The following is an 18,200-nucleotide window of genomic DNA, read 5'->3' on the forward strand; positions in this document are numbered from 1 at the left end:
TTTACCTCCCTAATCTAATTGTACAAATGTTCATTCATTATTCATCCTCGATACAATAAACGTCATATCACTTAAGCCAACGACGCCATCATGATCAATATCAGCGATTTGAGCTTCTGACCAATTGGCGCTTGAAGACGTACTGCCATAGTAATAAGCAACAATGCCCAGGTCTCCGACCGTAATACCTGGTTGGTTATTGAGATTGCCTGTTTCGGTCAGAATTCTTCCTGATTCAAAATGGTTAATCGCTGTCTCTACTGCTTGAAGAGCAGCATCCACTTCAGCTTGTGTAACTGTATCTGATTGCACAATTAACTTCGCAGCAAGAATCGCTGCCGTAAGTGCTGGGCCTCGAAGTGCAATCGAACCAGGGAAGTAGTTGCCGATAGCATTGCCCTCGATGGCAGCTTGCAGGAGAGCTTCTCCCTCAGCGATCTTAGCAATCAGCAGCTCTTTGTTTACATTACCGAGAATTTGAATTGTATAACTGCCCTCTGCCACATTCGTTTCAACACCTTGCCCGTTGGCAATCTTCACTTGCCTAACTACCAAACTTGAAGCTTGCGAAGTAACCGTTTCTTTGGCTACGAAATTCATTTCCACTATGCTCGCTGCTCCCGTTATCACATTGCTGCTGCCCAAACTAGCCAGAATGAAATGAATCTTACCCTGTACGGCATCATGCTGCTCCTGAACAATGCCAATACCGCTTCGCAAGCTTTGGGAACTTACGTAGGTGAAGCGTTCCGGATCATATACAACTGTAAATTGCATGGCAGATGCGTTCACCGCATTCTTAAGTCCTACCGTTACAGCCATTTCCGCACCTGAGTGGACATTCGTAGGCCCCGTTACGACTACGCTCGGATTTGTCTCTGGTTCAGGTTCTGGTTCTGTCACGGGATGATTCTGAATCTGAAAAGAAACCTGCGCAACGTTATAAACAGCATCCGTTACGGTTAAACGATAAGAACCTGGTTCATGGATCACTGTCCCTGACAAGAAGTTCGGGTTCACCAAGATTTCGGTCTGCAACATGACATTGGATAGCACGTAATCTTTCACCCATTCACTTATTTCTTTATCTAAGATGCCGTCAGAGGCCTCTACCTGTGAAACAATCTCATAGGTGCCTATCTCGGTTTGTTGTTCTCCTTCTGACGTTGACATCAGATACAGCTTCGCTTTTCCTTCTGTAAATATGGGAGTAACGTCTTCCGAATAGATTTGGCCATCTACGACTCCCAATATAACGGGTGCGGTCGTGTCGATTGTGAATCGTATCTGTCTCACATGTCCGTTTAAGTCAAGCAGGGAGAAAATATAAGCACCTTCCTGCTGAATCCATGTACCAGATGTGTAGGTCTGATAATCGCCTCCGTTGCGAGACAACGTTCCTTGTCCCGAACTGTACACGATCTTGACAGGTTGGTTGTAGGAGGCTCCGTCTTGAACGCCCTCGATCAGTGCGCCAGGGAATTCGATAGTGAAACTGACCACGGTCGTCTGCGACTTATACGTTACACGGAGTTCATAATTACCTGGTTGTGTAATAGGAGAGCCTGAGAGATACACAATCGGTGCATCACTATTGCGAGTAAGCCATGCCTCACCACGGTCATAGGTTGCCGAAACCACACTTGGATAGATCTGTCCAGTCGTCACTCCTGAGACAACGGGAGCTGCGACAATGGGATGCTGTTCCTCATAGGCACCGATATCCGTCCCATCCCCTACCGGCCTAGGATTCCCTAGGTAATCAACTGTGAGTCCGACATTTGCCCCCGCATCAATAGCCGGTGAACTAGGTTGCAAGGCATAGTTTGCTTGATTCGCATTTAGGAAGAGTGGGTCCCCCACTATCGCATGCGAATCCTGACTTTTTTCAACCGAATAACTGCTTAGAGCTCCAAACATTTGATTCGCTTTGTAGATTTTCTCCGTACCATCCTGATTCCAGTACACACCGCCAGCAGTGGCGTCCGAACGTGTGTATAAATTATGATCAATGGCAAGCCCACTGATCGTCGCTTCATTATCGGCATGAAAGGACAGCATATAGTTGCCATCATTGCCTGCGATCACATTGTTCATGATGCTCACACCATTCAGCTTACCCAAAGCTCCCGTAACGGATTTACCCTGAACACGAATGAACACCGCTGCTTCCCTGTTAACTGTATCCGCTTTGAAACGTGAATTGGCAATCGTGTTGTTATACACGGTTGTGCCATCAATGTAACCCGATCTCGTATTTAAATAAATAGCCGAATTGAAAAAATCGACAGACGTAACTTTGCCCACATGGTCGATGACATTATTGCGGATAGCTGTATTCGTGGCATCTCCCGTAGCGGTAAAGATGAGAATTCCTGAACGATACAGATCATGGATGTGGTTTTGCACAATCGTCGTATCGGTGGAAGAATCCACAAGAATACCTGCGTGATACAAGTTACCCCGTGCGGTTGTACCTCCTTTGCCTTTGTAAATATCACGGCCAATCCCTTCGATTTCATTCTTCTCTATCGTATTCTGCTTTGAATTTAATCCAGCCGCGCCCCCAACGATTTGAATCCCGACCGTATCGCCATCGTCTGTATCAAGCAAACCAATGTCATGTACATGATTGCCGCTTATGACATTATTGGATGCCCCTCCTTCTAGCGCAATCCCGAAGTAATTCATATCGTAGATTTGGTTATTAAGAAGTTGATTATAGCTGGCTCCGCTAATGCGTACCCCCGCTCTGTCGGCACCATGAATAGCAGAATTCTGAACCGTAACATGATGACTTCCTGTACCAATAAATACGGCAAAGTCGTACCCACCACGGAAGTCTATTCCATCAAGGAGGAGATAATTTTTGCCATTTGATGAGAAGGCAAAGTTGCTGTTTTTACTCGCTATTTCAATGACATGATCATTGGCAACACCCGTGGACGGTTTGTAATAAACGCTTCCAGTTACGGAATCTGCAACAAAGGAGCCAGGTGTCAAAGAACCGATTGTCGGTCCCGGCAATCTAGCATCGATATGATTGCCTTTCAGCCTTTTTCCATCCTCAAGCACGGTGACCCTTAGGCCATCCCCGGTCAGCCCGGTTTTCTTGTATTCACCATTCACATCTGGGCCGATCCACGTGTCTATTCGTGTCCCACCACTGATGATGGGCTTGCCCAGCGTTGGATCTCCATAAGATCCATATCGAATTGGATTTTCGTCTACGCCAGAGCTAGATGGCCGAAGTGTACTGCCTTGCCAAATCTCGCCGCGTTTAAACAAGACTTGGTCTCCAGGCTGCAACGATACGCCATTTACCTTCGTAATCGTTTGCCAAGCCGTTGCTGACGAAGTACCGTCATTGCTGTTATTTCCTGCTGAGGCATCCACATAATAAGTTGCTCCGGCAGCATAAGTCACATCCGACAGTGACAGCACACTGAGTAATCCAACACACAGAAACAAGAAGAGAACGATCTCTTTGCGAATCTGTTTGATTAACAAATCATTTGCCTCCTTTTGGGTACATCATTTGGCTGCATCTTTCTTTGTAAGCGCTATTTCTTGCATCAGAAAATAAAGCTGTCCGCAGAACAAATAATTTAGTCTGAATATTCAGTAAATTAATGTTAGTACCGAACAGCCCTGTTCCCTCCCAGCCTTAGGCTGAACCTAGGCCGGGATTTCATAAGGATAATCATTATTTTTTCGTATACCATTCATTCATCGCGTCAATAGCTGCCGTGCCTCCACGGGAGTTAAACTCCTTAACAAATGTGTCGAATTCATTTAAATTCCGAGCACCCATAATAAATTTGACAACATTCTCATTTTTGAACGTAGTCAGATCAGTAAGCTTTTTATCATAAGCATCAATGGAAGGAGCATAGAACGTTTCTTCTTTTACCTGTGCATTTTTGGTTAACGGTTCATAGTAAGGAACGAAGCCTTTAGCCGCTAGTCGATTCTGGAAATTCTCTTTCGTATCCATAATTTGATACAGAATTCTCCAGCCAATAGCTGTGCTTTGTTCAACCGTTTGATTTACCTTACCATTCTCCACTTTATAATCCGTGCCTTCTATACCGTAATCCTGGAGTTTTAGCGCCTCAGGTGACGAGAAGTAATTGAGGAATTCCACCATGCCTTCCGGATTTTTGGCTCCTTTCGGAATCGTTGAGAAGCGATTGGTTACCGTCTCTTGAATAATGCCCGATTTGCCGGATGCACCAACAGGTAACGTTGTGTATTGCGTTTTGGCTGTCGGTATTTTAGTAGCTAATGTGTCAGCAATCGTTTTTGCTTCCCACCAGGCGATATCGGCTGATGCTGCTTGCCCGCCAATGATCTTGTCTTTAACGTTAGAAATTTTGGTAACGGCAAACTCCCGATCAACGAGCCCTTCATCATAGAGCTTTTTCATAAAAGTCAGAAATTCTTTATATTCCGGCTGTGTATACGCAAACTCCAGCTTGCCGTTCTTCACAACGGTTCTGGAACTGACTCCGAAGGCACCTGCAATGGATCCTAATGAGGTATCAATGTCTTCTGGACCTCCTGCAGCAAAGGTAAACGGAATCATCCCTTTTTTCTCTTTGATTGTTTTGAAAACTTGATAATACTCATCGAGCGTCGTTGGCTGTTTGAGATTCAACTCTGTTAGCAAATCAGTTCGAAGTAGTAATCCTTTAGCCAATGAAGTCGTATTCGGGTAAGGAAAAGCGTATAGTTTGCCATCCACTCGCCCTACATCCAACTCTTCCTTAGAGAGCAGTTTTTGGTAATTAGGTGCTTTCTTGATCAAATCATCCAAAGGCATGAAGGCGCCTTGACGAGCAAGCTTGTAGAAATCTTCCTTACTTCCGATCGGCAGCCAATCTGGCACATCGCCAGAAGCTAAGATCAAAGAAATCTTTTGTTTGGAATCATCTTTGGGCAACAATTCAAACGTCGGATTATAACCCGATTTCTGTTGATGCAAGGCAAAAATCGGATTATTATTGAGCTCCATCCCACTTTTAAATGTTTCCGCTGCCGCATTGTAAACCGTCACAATTTTTACATTTTTATTCTTGGGTGAGGCTGATGCTGTTGTGGCAGTTGTTGATCCCGCAGAAGATGATGGCTGCGCGTTATCGCCTCCATTGGACGAACAACCTACAGCTAACATGGATAGGGCAATTAATGAAACGAATACTTTTTTTCTTTCTCTCTTCATCTTGCAACCTCCTTATTAATAAGTAGATCCTGGTTCTATATGAAGGGCGTCCCCTTGAACCCACAACTGCGTCCTTACTCCTTAACAGCTCCTACTAAAGCACCCTTTACAAAATATTTCTGCAGGAACGGATAGATCAGCAGAATAGGCACAACCGCTGCGATGATCGTCGCTGCTCGGATGGATTCTGGTGCGGAATTCATCAAGGCCTCTACATTACTCATACTGATATTGTTCTCATCTTGAATGATGGACATCAAATAGACTTGCAATGGCATGAGATTGCGGTCTGTGATGTACAACATGGCACTGAAGAAGTTGTTCCAATAGCCGACTGCATAGAACATCGAGATCGTGGCGATTGAAGACATCGACAAAGGCACATAAATCGAAAATAAGATACGCGTGTTCGAAGCACCATCTATTTTAGCAGACTCATCTAAAGCATCTGGAATACCCATAAAGAAACTTCGCATTAAGATCAAATTAAAAGGCGCAACGAGTGTCGGAATGATCATGGACCAGATCGTATTCGTCATGCCGATTCCTTTCACGACCAGATACGTTGGAATGATACCGCCACTGAAAAACATCGTTAGCACATATAAAAATAGAATGAATCGACGTCCTGGAAAGCCAACCTTGGATAAGGGATACGCTGCTAGCAACGTAATAAGCAGACTAAGTAATGTACCTACGAGCGTAATAAAGACGGAATTGCCAAATGTCTTAATAAATTGTTGGTTATTCAGCACATAGGCAAATGAATCGAAGTGCATTTCTTTCGGCCAAAATGTGATCTCATGAGCCAGTACATAGGATTCATCACTTAGCGCTTTTGCTAATAAATGTACAAATGGCAGCAGCATAGATAAGCCAAGCAGCGATAGGCACATATAATTCAGCCACCCGAAAAATTTCTCACCTTTTGAATAAATCATTGGAGCGATCTCCTTTCCTTCATCTGATTAATAGACACCTTCTTCACCCATTCTCCTAGCAAACCAGTTGGCACAAACCAGCAGGATACAACCGATCACGGATTTAAAAAGGCCGGCTGCCGACGTAAGACCAAATTCCATTTTGCCAAAAGCTTCCCGGAAGACGTAGGTGTCAATAATATCAGATACATCGTAGACCGCAGGATTGTACATAATCAGTACCTGCTCCAGACCAGCGTCCAAGAGATGGCCGATTCTAAGCAGAAGGATCACAATGATTGTAGAACGCATGCCAGGGATCATGATATGCCAAATTTGTTTAAAGCGATTGGCACCATCCATAATGGAGGCTTGATAGAGCTCTGTATTAATTCCAAGTATGGCTGCCAAATAGATGATCGCTGCCCATCCGCTTTCCTTCCAGATTTCGGAGAACACCAGAACCCAACGGAATTTACCAGGATCCGCCATGAAAAAGATCGGTTCGACGCCGAACGCTTTAATAAGCGAGTTTACGATGCCTGAGCTTGGCGATAAAAGATCAATCGCGATACCACCGACCACGACCCAAGAGATGAAATGAGGGATGTAAGTGATCGTTTGGATCGTCCTTTTAAGGAAAACATGTCTCATTTCATTGACTAAAATAGCTAGGACAATCGGGGCTGGAAAGCCGAATACCAGCTTCATTAAACTGATTACTAACGTATTTCGAATGACCTTGGGAAACTCGTCATAGGCGAATAACGTTCGAAAATGCTCTAAACCGATCCATGGACTGTCCATCACGCCTTGAATAATATTGTAGTCCTTGAAGGCAATGACGACTCCATACATCGGTGTGTACCGGAAAATAATTAGAAAGATGAGTCCCGGAATGGACATCAAGTATAAGTCCCAATGTTTGGTCATGGTTTTCCATAATTTATTTGGGATGCTTGTTTGCTGCATGGTTCGTGCTGATGAAATGTTCGTGTTCATGGTGCCCCTCCTTTGCTAGATAAGTGATCGTGCTGCTTTCGATACTCTTATCTTACAGAGAGCTGAATACGTTTCCAATGCTACTGGCATGACATCCTATGCAACTTTCATGACTTCCATCTCTTAACCTTTTGATAGAATGACCTACTTATTCAGGTCACCTGGCTTCATTCCCCAATACTTATGGAACGCCTTGGAGAAATAGTTAACATGCCGGAAACCGACCTGTTCAGCTGCTTCATACACCTTTGCGCCTTGAACTAGCAAGGCTTTGGCCCGCTCCATTCTGCGTTCGAGCACATAATCTGTGAACGACATTCCCATCTCTTCTTTGAATAATCGGCTCAAATAGGAGGAGTTCATAAATAAAATTTCGGATATTTGGTATAAGCTGATATCTTCATGCAATCTGGCGTCAATGAGTTTGAGAATATCTGTGACGGATTGTTTGGTGCTGCTTTTGCGGCTTTCATTCACAAACAGACAGATGCGGCCAATGACGCGAATAATCCATTCCTGAATTTGTTCTCTCGTTAGCAGTTGATTCAGACTCTCAAAATATGGATAATCGTCACTCGTTACCTCTGCTAGCAGCCACTGTCTAGCATGAATAAACCTAGATAGCATGCCGCTGATATGAATCAGAAATTCTCGCACCTCATTCACGCTGCCCGTCGCAAATGCAGAACGAATCATCTGGCCCGCCACCTCTTTGGCCTGAATCTCATCCCCTAGCTCAAACGAAGTTTCCAGCTGTTTCTCCATCTCCCCAAGCGACGTCCATTTATTCGCAGAAGATTGATCCTCATGAAACGTAATGGCAATGTTATGTCCGTAGACGATTCTTGTCTGCAGGGCCATCTTGGCTTTTAAATACGCGTCAGGCAGCAGCTCTTTGGCGTCAACAATCGGACCGATTCCTGCGCTCGCCGTAATTTTCAAACTATCCTTCGTCATCGTTAATACATCGGTAACCGCATGATTTACGCACTGGTAGAAATCCATCCTGTTTTCAGCCAGACTTCCCATAAATAAAACAATCGTTGTCCCATTCGCTTCTTGTACGATGAATGCTGACGTTTCAGCTAAGCGTTCCTTCGCTATGCCGTTTAATGAGAATAACAGAAGTGATCTATCAGATGGAAGAAATCGCGTATCATCCTCATTGAGTGGATCTATATCCAAAATAACAGGAATATACAGCTGATCCGGAAGCTTCAGATGCACCTCTTCTCCCCGCTTATCCAACTCCCAGCTCGCATAGTTACCTGTTAGCCAATTCCTGTAAAAAGATTCATGCAGACGAGGGAGATGCGTCCTCCATCTTTCTTTCAGCAAATCATATTGATGGATCTCTTCCAGTTCCAACCTCCGCTTGCTGGCTGCATCGAGAACACTCTCCAAGATACGATCGTTGCTTGCTGGCTTTAAGACATATTTGCTTACCCCATATTCAATGCTTTCTCTTGCATAATCGAATTCATCATGCCCCGTCAGCACGATCATTTTGATATGTCGGTGGTGTTGCTTCAATAAACGAGCCAGCTCCAATCCGCTCATCACGGGCATTTGGATATCTGTCAGAACAATGTCTGCTCCTATTTTCTCAACCAAACGTAAGGCATCTTCACCAGTTCCCACTGCTCCAATTAGTTCTATACCATGCTCTTCCCACGCAATCCCTTCGGCAATTCGATCTCTCAATCTGACTTCATCTTCCACAATAAGCAGCTTCATTCCCATGCCTCGCTTTCATTTATCTGGTTAGATTGCCTCTTAACGGAATTGACACCGACAGGAATAATCACCATCACTTTCGTTCCTTCACCTGCGGCACTCTCGATATGTAGATCAGCTTGATCTCCATAGAACATCTTTAATCGGGATTTGACATTTTTCAGCGCAAAAAATTGCACCGAAGTCGACTCCTCTTCTCGGACGAGTAAGCGAGCTTGCCTATCACTAATTTTTTCCAATTCTTCTTGTAACGTGTGCAGCGCATCCCTCTTCAACCCTATGCCCGTATCCTGAATAACAATATGAAGGCGTTGCTGCTCAAGCGTAATCGTGAGTGTAAGACTCCCTTTTCCCGCAACTTTCTCCAAGCCATGTACGATGGCATTCTCAATTAATGGCTGAAGCAACAGTCGGAGCAGCGGAATCTTCCTCGCTTCAGGCTGCACCGTTACGTTAACCGTAAAGCGATCCAGCAGTCGGATTTGTTGAATACGAATATAATACATAAGATGTTCAAGCGTTTCCTCGACCGTAAAAGTCTCACGACCTTTGCCAAGACTGACTCTGAAAAAGTTGGCTAAATTCATCACCATTTCGCTGACCTCATGCACGTCATGCTCTTCCGAAACGGTGTAAATACAGTCTAGTGTGTTATAGAGAAAATGGGGATTGATTTGGGACTGAAGAAGCCTAAACTGTGACTTGGCTAGATGCAGCTCCTTTTCATAGCCATCTTCAATCAACTCCTTTTGCTTACCGACCATTGTATTAAAAGAATTCATGACATACCCAAGCTCGTCTTGCCGTTGATGCTGCACGAAGGCATTTAAATTTCCTATGCTGACTTGCTTCATTTGGGAAGACAAACGGAATAACGGCCTGGAGATCCCGCTGTATACGAAGACGGAAATGGAAATGGCTAGGAGAATACTTACTAGCATAATCACGTATGTAAAATTACGAATTTGGTAATTAGATTTAAGTATTTCTTGCTCTTGCTGCTTAATCGTAAGTTCCCAACCTGAAGCCATTACGCCCGAGGAGTGGGCAAACAGTTTGGATTCATCCTGCCGCTCGCTTGCAGCTTGAACAATCACTGGCTTTCCTTTGTATGACAAACTCATGTCCGTTCTAGTGGATGGAATAAGTGGTTCGACAATCTCCTTTAGTGCCGATGTTGCAATAGCCGTGATGACAAGATCCTTCTCTTGAGATTCCAAGTTATAGGGGTCCATGATGCGAATGAAATAGATGCGATCCTCTTTCCAATAGGGTTGTAGGCTTCTTGTTTCCTGATCTGGCACATAAACGACCATAGCTCCGTTGGCTTGAACGGCTTCCTGATACCACGGCTGATCGTAAACATGATCAAAATGCACAATGCCTGTTTCATAGGAAAGTGCATTCCCCGTGCTGCCATGTATGACGGACATCTCCTGCACCATATGATTCACATTAATAATCGCTGATAATTGTTGCTGAACTTTCCTAAGCTCATATAAGCTCTCATTCGATATTTCTTTCGTAATTTTACTGAGAACCTCATTGACATTCTTATCTGAACTAATCAGGAAAGACATCTGTCCTACATTTTGCACGATTAAATCCAAGTAACCGACAGAGGTTAAAATGGATGCATGAACTCGATCACCGATCTGTCGTTTCAGGATGGACTGAGACATCTGATTACCGAACAGACTAACCGACACTAAGGGAAGCAGGATAAGTAGAAATAGCGTTGTTAATTTAAATTGAATGGATTTCTGAAATTTCTGACGAAGAAGCACATTGGCCTACCTCCTTTTTCCCTCATTCTAATCCGAAAATGTTCTAGATTAAAGGGAAATTATTACATCATGTAAAAAGAGCCCCTTTCCCAGATTGGGAAAGGGGCTCTGTGGGTTCGTGCTTATTTCATACCGTGTTACTTAAGAAATTTCCAAAAGCGTAGAAGCATGACGGCAGCCTCCGCTCTTGTTGCAACGCCATTTGGCACGAATTGATTCCCTGCCCGTCCAAGCAGAATACCTCGTTCACGTATTGATTCAACATAATCCTTAGCCCAAGCTGGAATGCTTGCCTCATCGGCAAAAGCTGGGATTTTCTCACTACTCGTCTTCCAATTCATCACTTTAGCGACCATTGCAGCCATCTCTGTCCGATTTACGGTCTGATTCGGCCTTAATGTCCCGTCCGAATATCCATCGAGAATCCCCTTGTCTACTGCTGTTCGGATCGACGTACGCGCCCATTCGGGAATGCTGTTCTTATCGCTGAAAGAAAGATCGCCCTCCTCGTTACTCTTGTCAATACGAAGAGCTCTAAGCAGCATGGCGGCAAATTCAGTTCGCGTTACATAACCATCCGGTACGAAAGTATCAGCACTCATGCCATCCACAATTCCTAGCCCTGCTGCCTCACAAATCTCTACCTTTGCCCAATGCTTCCCAATATCCGTAAACGGACACCCTGAGGCCGATGGCGTCGATGGAACTAAGGGAACTGATGGAGCAATACGATTAATTGTTAGCGTATAGTTTCTCACAGTTCCATCCTCGGCTTGAACCGCAATCTTCAGAACATTGGATCCCATTGCTAATGGAACGGTACTTGTCTCACCTACACGTTCACCCAGCAATTTAATAATTGCCGTGGCGTCAGATGAAGCTAAGTGCAGCTCGACCTGCTCAGCATCTGTCTCTGTTGTATAAATTATAGTCCCGGGTATGAATGCAGGTGATAGGCCCAGTGGCTTGCCTGAGATATACACGGTTAATTTAGCCAACTCAGCATTGCTGGATAGAGATATTTCCTGAGGCGGCGCTGCACTTACTGCAACTCTAACTTCTTGGCCTGTAACTTCTACGCCGTTCAGATAAACGGTTAAACTATGATTTCTAACAGACGGAGTCCCATTGGACGGAAGAGTAATGGTTGCTTCCGCGTTCGTATTACTACTGACTGTTGCCGTCGCTGCTTCAACCCCGTCAACGTAGACCTTGAGCATCTGCCCGATTAGGTTTTTGCCTGTCACTGAAACCGTTGTACTGCCTCCGGCACTTGGTAAGCTTACGGTGTTGGCAGATATGCTCGTCACCACAGGCACAGCAACGATAAAACTGGCTTTGGCTGCGTCAAGCGTATTATGAATGACGTTCTTAACCACATTCCCAGCAACAATAACTTCATAGAGACCGTCATCCAGCATGCCATTAAAGCTTAGTGTAAATGTTCGAGAAAGCTCGTCATAGCTTGGTGTAAAGGTGGAGAAGCTGCCCCCATCCTTCTTCATACTGATCAGCGGAAGCGCATTTGCCGCTGTGAGCTGGGCTCCTCCAGTGATCCAATATACGGCCTCACTAACTGAAACGGATACTACCGCTGGGGGTGCAGCAAATTGTTGTTGATCTGTGAAGCCGCCAAAAGCAACAACAGGCTGCGTCGTATCGTACAGTAAGCTCAACGTATTCGAAGCCGTATTGTCATTCCCTACTGCATCGGCTGCTACCGCAGCACCGACAGCTACTGTCACAAGCTGACCACTCGTAATCGGCGTAATAGTCGCCGTGTAGGTAGCCGCGCTTACGGAAACCAAATCTGATGCGGTGCCATTTCCGACGACAAGCTCATTCTCCGCCAAACCATTTACGCCTTCGCTAAAGGTAATCGTTACCGGAAAGGCTGCATTTACAGTACCGCTTGCTGAGCTGGATAATGTTACTGTTGGTGCCGTATTATCCAGCACAAATGGGCTTGAAACAGCATCCTTCACATTCCCCACGTTGTCTGTTGCACGAATGTGCAAGTACCAGTTGCCATCCCCGCTAGTCTGACTTAGCGTATCCGAGTCGCTGAAGGTCGACCAGCCGCTTGTCGGAACGGCTGTTCCTTGCGTCCACACATATGTCAGCGAAGCAGTATCTATTCCACTTTGCGTATCGCTAACCGTTACCTCGGTTGCTGCCGTTTTCGCTGCTGTTGTACGTCCATTCGTACCAAACTGCACACTCGGAGGCGTTGCATCAATCTCTAGGGTAATTGTATACGTCTGACTTGGCAGCAAATTGGGCTCGACGCGCACAGGGATAACCGTGTCCGTGATTGCTCCTGCAATGTTGATCGTCTTCGTGCCTCCGCTCGGCAGCAGCTCATTGTCCACATAAATGACTGCTTGACCTGTGCCCGCAAGGGTTGGTGTTACGTGGACACTGGAGTGCGAGTGCCCGTCATAATAATACGTGTAAGCCGTGACGGTGGGATTAAAGGCTTCTGTAAAGTTCCCTTCCTGCAAAGTCAAGCCACTCAACTTGGCATCTCCTGGTGCGGTACGTTGACTATAATTGTCACGCCCCCATCCGACGATCGTGCCATCAGATTTCAGGGCAAGTGAATGGTACCCTCCTGCTGCTATCGCCACCACTCCGTTCAGTCCGTTAGGAATACTGTTTAGTCCAGAAGCGGTGTTTCCCCAAGCAACAACGGTACCATCTGACTTCAGTGCAAGCGAATGGTTTACACCCGCAGCGATCGCCACCACGCCGTTCAGCCCGCTAGGCACAGTTACTTGACCATTAGCATTGTGCCCCCAGGCAACAACTGTACCGTCTGATTTCAACGCTAGCGAATGGAAGTCTCCTGCAGCGATCGCCACCACTCCGCTCAGACCCCCAGGCACGATACTTTGGTTACCAGGACTGTTGCTTCCCCATGCGACGACGGTGCCATCCGATTTCAAAGCCAACGAATGACTCTCCTCAAAAGTACTCGATGGCGCACCTCCTGCAGCAATCGCCACCACATCTTTCAAACCACTCGGCACGGTGCTTTGACCATCCGAATTGTCACCCCAGGCGACAACGGTACCGTCTGATTTCAACGCTAGCGAATATCTCGCTCCCGCGGAGATTGCCACGACGCTGCTCAGTCCGCCAGGCACGTTTTTTTGACCATCAACATTACTTCCCCAGACGACGACGGTGCCATCTGATTTCAGCGCCAGTGAATGGTAGCCACCCGCGGCAATTGCTGCTACATTATTCAGACCATTCGGCACGGTTGCTTGAGCAGCAATATCGAGCCCCCAACCAGCGACGGTGCCATCTGATTTCAGCGCTAGCGAATGATACAACCCTGCGGAGATGCGATTTCCTTTGATTGGCGAAGATAGCCCCGCCGGAACGGTCGTTCTACCATCACTACCGTCTCCCCAAGCGACGACAGTGCCGTCCGATTTGAACGCAAGTGAATGTTTCACCCCTGTGGAAATTGCTATTGCGTCGCTCATGCCTACCGGCACGGTCAATTGGCCTTCCGTATTGTTCCCCCATCCGATGACGGTACCATCCGATTTAAGTGCAAGCGAATGTTTTTCTCCTGCGACTACTGACACCACATCGTCCAAGCCTGCCGGCACATTCGATTGATTATCAAGATTTAATCCCCATGCGACGACCGTGCCGTTCGTTTTCAGTGCGAGCGAATGATGCGCACCCGCAGCAATCGCCACCACATTGTTCAGACCCATCAACACGCTGGTTTGACCATCATCATTATTTCCCCATGCAACGACCGTACCGTCTGATTTCAACGCAAGCGAATGCAGTCGGCCCGCGGATATCGCTACCACATCGTTTAGACCACTCGGCACGTTGGCTTGACCATCATCATTATTTCCCCATGCAACGACCGTACCGTCTGATTTCAACGCAAGCGAATGTTGCCACCCTGCGGATATTGCTATCACACCGTTCAGGCCATTCGGCACAGTACTTTGGCCTTCTGAATGATCTCCCCATCCGACGACCGTGCCGTCCGATTTCAACGCCAGTGAATATCGCCATCCTGCGGCAATCGACATCACACCGCTCAGGCCCACTGGCACGGTTGTTTGGCCTTCCGTGTTGTTGCCCCATGCGACGACCGTGCCATCTGCTTTTAATGCAAGAGAGTGCTTTTCTCCTGCTGAGACTTGTATACCTGCCAAACTTCTCAACCCATCTTGTGCAGCGTAGACTGATTGCACACCGAATGGAACAATCGTGCTGAACAACACGACCAAGCTCAAAACAAGATACACGATCTTTCTCCATTTTAAAATCAACGATAACACTATGTACTCTCTCCTTCATCCGACATTATTGAACAATTATCTTTAATTAGTCTCAATTCATAGTAACAGTAAGCTCTGAAAGAATTATGAAAGAAATGAAGAGGAATAGCACCTGGCAAGTAGTCAGCCAACTATTTAGCCATTCAAAACCTTATGGAAACTACCTTTACGGTCGATATATAGAGAAGGCGCTGTTGCGCTGGTAGATGAGTCTTTTTAAATCAAACATAAGGAACGTATTCAATGACTACAACTATGCAACATATTTTTATGATTGCTTCCGTGATTATGATGTGTATCATCTTTTTCTTTGTGTATGGGTTTAGAAAAGAGCGCGGTATCAACTTTCTAATCGGTGTAATTGTATGCCGAATTATTTATGCAAGTGGTGTGATTTGCGAGGGTAACAGTTATAGCTTGATGGGGAAACTTTTCTTCCGCAATATTCATCAAACGGCGTTAAATTTAATGGTCCCTTTCTTTGTCTTGTTCGTACTTGAACTGGTCGCTTATGATAAGTTATTACGCGTACGAGGGAAGATTGTGATGTTCGCTTTATTCGCGACTTGGTCCATGCTGATGTGGCTAGATGCAGACCTTCATATAATCTATCGTAAAATTGAACTCTATAATGGTCATTTATTAACAACGAAAACCATCTATTCGATCACGTACGCTATGATTTGTTATAGTATCTTGGCTGTATGTTTTTATTTTCTGTTTCAGTATATACGGAATACCCGTAAAGATTTGCGTAGCCCAGGGATGTGGGTTCTGTTTCTGATCTCATTCACGTTCATCATCGAGATTGTGAAATTATTCAAATCGGAATGGTCGTCATGGTTGCTTCCAATGTCGGTCTACTGTGGTTTCTTAGGCATGCTAGTACTAGTAATTATACTGCGTTACAAGTTCTTTTCCCTCACTCCTTTTGCTAGAAATATAGTACTTGATACACTTCAGGAGAGTATTCTAATTGCGAATGCTTCAGGTAAAATTATTGATAGCAATAAACAGGCTTCCCATTGGTTTTCAGAGCTGGGTTATGTAACGATTTCGGGGCGTAATATCTCGGAGCTATTGTCATCTTGGCCCAATTGGGCTGCGTTATGCCAATCTATGCAACAAGGGAATATAGAGATTGATGCTTGGCTGGGCGGAGAAAGAAAATTCTACAGTGTGAACGTATATCCACTGCATACACTACGCAGGCAGGGAGAAGGCAGTATTTCGCTAATCTTTGATATTACGGAGAAGCAGCGCCATCTGGAACAGATTGCCCAGCTCAACCAGTTAAAGGATCAATTATTTACGATCGTGTCGCACGATATTCGTGGTCCGCTAGCCTTGCAATTTCAACTTGTTGAATTGCTGGAAGATGATCGAGACAGTTTCAATACAGAACACCGAGAGATTGTTGAAATGTTGGGTGACCAAATTCGTAATACACTCGGTATGACTGCTAATTTGTTAGAATGGTTTCGCAGCCAGCGGGAAGACATGGCGCTTCGTCCAAATTCCTTGGACTTGTCTGAAGTCGTCGAGGAATGTTGCCAAGTGCTTCATATTAAAAGCGGTGCCAAACAGATAATGGTTCATAATAATATTGCCTTAGGCACTCGGGTGTACGCGGATCGGGAAGCACTTGGATTAATTATTCGCAATTTATTGTCCAATGCGATTAAATTTACCGGATTAGGCGGTTCTATCCATATACAAGATGAGGTATCGGAAAACATGGTAATCATCTCTGTCCGCGATAATGGGATTGGTATGAAAGAGGAACAGACTCGTCAGCTATTTAGCGACAAGCAGATTCATTCATTACCCGGCACGATGGGAGAAAAAGGCGCAGGACTTGGACTTCTCGTAAGCCGACAGTTTGTACAACGAAGTGGTGGAAATATGTGGGTGGAAAGCCAAATCGGACAAGGAAGTATCATTTACTTCACCATGAGAGGGGCACAGCGTGATGAAAGTACTCATAGTTGATGATGAGCCTGCCATGTTGTTCGTCATGAAGCGAATGCTAGCAACGATAGAAGGTGTGGAGCTCGTTGGCAGCTTCCAGCATGCAGAGGAAGTACTGGACTTCGTACGGGACGGGGATGTGGATCTAGCATTTCTAGACATCAAGATTGCTGAGGATAACGGATTAGAGCTTGCCAGCCGTCTACGATCGCTTCGTGGCGATCTTGACATCGTGTTTATTACTTCACATTCAGAGTTTGCGCTTCATGCTTATGATGTCTATCCATTAGACTATATGGTTAAGCCGATTTCAAGAAACCGGCTGGCCCAGACAATTGCTCAAGCATCGAGCAGACATAGTGTTTCTTCAGATGAGGTTGTCGACCTCTTGATTCCTCGGCTGACGATTCGAGGGATTGGTTGCCTCGAGGCCAGTACGAAGCATATGGGTGCTGTCAAATGGATTTCCAAAAAAAGCATGGAATTATTCGCGTATCTGCTCCTTAACCGGGGGCGAAGCGTAACCAAAGTCCGCATTTTGGAAGATATTTTCCCGGAGAGGCCTCTTAAGAATGCAGAGACATATCTCAATACAATCGTGTATCAACTTCGGAAGGTATTGTCGCCGCACGGGTTCAAGGAAATGATCATTTCATCACAAGAACAGTATCGTATAGACTTGGATCAAGCAGATGTTGATTTCATTCAATTTGAGCAGGGTGTGAAAGAATTATCCGATATTAATGAAGAGAATATTGCGGTGGCAATCGAACTGGAGAAACAGTTTACAGGGGAACTGTTCGAGAACAATTCGTTCGTCTGGGCTACCGTGGAACATGAGCGGCTGGCCATCTTGTACGATTCCTTGGCCAAACGTCTCGCCAATTGGCTACTTGCCCAGCAACAATTTAGAGAAGCGGCGCAAATTGCAAGAAGACTTGTTTCTCGCAATGAATTTGAGGAAGAGTCCAATCTTCTTCTATTGCATATCTACGGCGCGACTGGAGATCAGCAGTCCCTGCATAACCATTACGAGCACTATAAGCAATTGCTGCTTCAAGAGCTTGACCTGCACCCTTCGCCGAGTGTGCAACAATTATATGAACAGTATTCGTGAGTACCTTCTGGTGTCCGTCATTTTAGAACCACATGCTCTAACCTTAATTCAACAGGTAACTTGAAAATAATGTAATCGGCAGTGCATGTAAATCGAATCCTATATAAAACTAAAGGGAGG

At 45.4% G+C, this 18,200-nt stretch carries 9 protein-coding genes; 2 read left to right on the forward strand and 7 right to left on the reverse strand.

All coding sequences use genetic code 11. From position 1 onward, the window contains the following. Positions 1 to 30: 30 nt before the first annotated feature. The 7 genes from AC58PV_RS01470 to AC58PV_RS01500 form a co-directional block, all read right to left on the reverse strand. Positions 31 to 3,510 carry a right-handed parallel beta-helix repeat-containing protein gene (locus AC58PV_RS01470; protein WP_497430520.1) on the reverse strand — a complete coding sequence of 1,160 codons (3,480 nt, stop codon included), beginning with the start codon at positions 3,508 to 3,510 and terminating at the stop codon, positions 31 to 33. A 196-nt stretch (positions 3,511 to 3,706) separates the two neighbouring features. Beyond that, positions 3,707 to 5,224, reverse strand: a complete 1,518-nt coding sequence (locus AC58PV_RS01475) for an extracellular solute-binding protein (RefSeq protein WP_497430521.1) — start codon at positions 5,222 to 5,224, stop codon at positions 3,707 to 3,709. Positions 5,225 to 5,298: 74 nt separating this feature from the next. Then, positions 5,299 to 6,165 carry a carbohydrate ABC transporter permease gene (locus AC58PV_RS01480; RefSeq protein ID WP_497430522.1) on the reverse strand — a complete coding sequence of 289 codons (867 nt, stop codon included), beginning with the start codon at positions 6,163 to 6,165 and terminating at the stop codon, positions 5,299 to 5,301. Positions 6,166 to 6,192: 27 nt separating this feature from the next. Then, on the reverse strand, positions 6,193 to 7,146 hold the full coding sequence (locus tag AC58PV_RS01485) for an ABC transporter permease (RefSeq protein ID WP_497430523.1): 954 nt from the start codon (positions 7,144 to 7,146) through the stop codon (positions 6,193 to 6,195). 144 nt (positions 7,147 to 7,290) lie between these two features. Then, complete coding sequence (locus AC58PV_RS01490; RefSeq protein ID WP_497430524.1) at positions 7,291 to 8,883, reverse strand: response regulator; 1,593 nt, start codon at positions 8,881 to 8,883, stop codon at positions 7,291 to 7,293. Beyond that, positions 8,880 to 10,670, reverse strand: coding sequence for a sensor histidine kinase (locus AC58PV_RS01495; protein ID WP_497430525.1), 1,791 nt, complete (start codon positions 10,668 to 10,670; stop codon positions 8,880 to 8,882). Before AC58PV_RS01495 ends, AC58PV_RS01490 begins: the two co-directional genes overlap by 4 nt. Positions 10,671 to 10,807: 137 nt before the next feature. Next, positions 10,808 to 14,992, reverse strand: a complete 4,185-nt coding sequence (locus tag AC58PV_RS01500; protein WP_497430526.1) for an RCC1 domain-containing protein — start codon at positions 14,990 to 14,992, stop codon at positions 10,808 to 10,810. Between the two features lie 243 nt (positions 14,993 to 15,235). Between AC58PV_RS01500 and AC58PV_RS01505 the strand changes: the two genes are divergently transcribed. Both AC58PV_RS01505 and AC58PV_RS01510 read left to right on the forward strand, forming a co-directional pair. Further along, positions 15,236 to 16,984, forward strand: a complete 1,749-nt coding sequence (locus tag AC58PV_RS01505) for a sensor histidine kinase (protein WP_497430527.1) — start codon at positions 15,236 to 15,238, stop codon at positions 16,982 to 16,984. Then, the gene (locus tag AC58PV_RS01510) at positions 16,965 to 18,080 is read left to right on the forward strand and encodes a response regulator (protein WP_497430528.1); all 1,116 of its coding nucleotides are present in this window, start codon (positions 16,965 to 16,967) and stop codon (positions 18,078 to 18,080) included. The genes AC58PV_RS01505 and AC58PV_RS01510 overlap by 20 nt, the downstream gene beginning before the upstream one ends. Positions 18,081 to 18,200 lie beyond the last annotated feature (120 nt).

This window comes from Paenibacillus sp. J22FR83 (genome assembly GCF_059691955.1).

Excerpts from the sequence above, each read along its gene's own strand:
- AC58PV_RS01475 (WP_497430521.1), bottom strand. The coding sequence starts at position 5,224 with ATGAAGAGAGAAAGAAAAAAAGTATTCGTTTCATTAATTGCCCTATCC.
- AC58PV_RS01480 (WP_497430522.1), bottom strand. The coding sequence starts at position 6,165 with ATGATTTATTCAAAAGGTGAGAAATTTTTCGGGTGGCTGAATTATATG.
- AC58PV_RS01485 (WP_497430523.1), bottom strand. The coding sequence starts at position 7,146 with ATGAACACGAACATTTCATCAGCACGAACCATGCAGCAAACAAGCATC.
- AC58PV_RS01490 (WP_497430524.1), bottom strand. The coding sequence starts at position 8,883 with ATGAAGCTGCTTATTGTGGAAGATGAAGTCAGATTGAGAGATCGAATT.
- AC58PV_RS01505 (WP_497430527.1), top strand. The coding sequence starts at position 15,236 with ATGACTACAACTATGCAACATATTTTTATGATTGCTTCCGTGATTATG.
- AC58PV_RS01510 (WP_497430528.1), top strand. The coding sequence starts at position 16,965 with ATGAAAGTACTCATAGTTGATGATGAGCCTGCCATGTTGTTCGTCATG.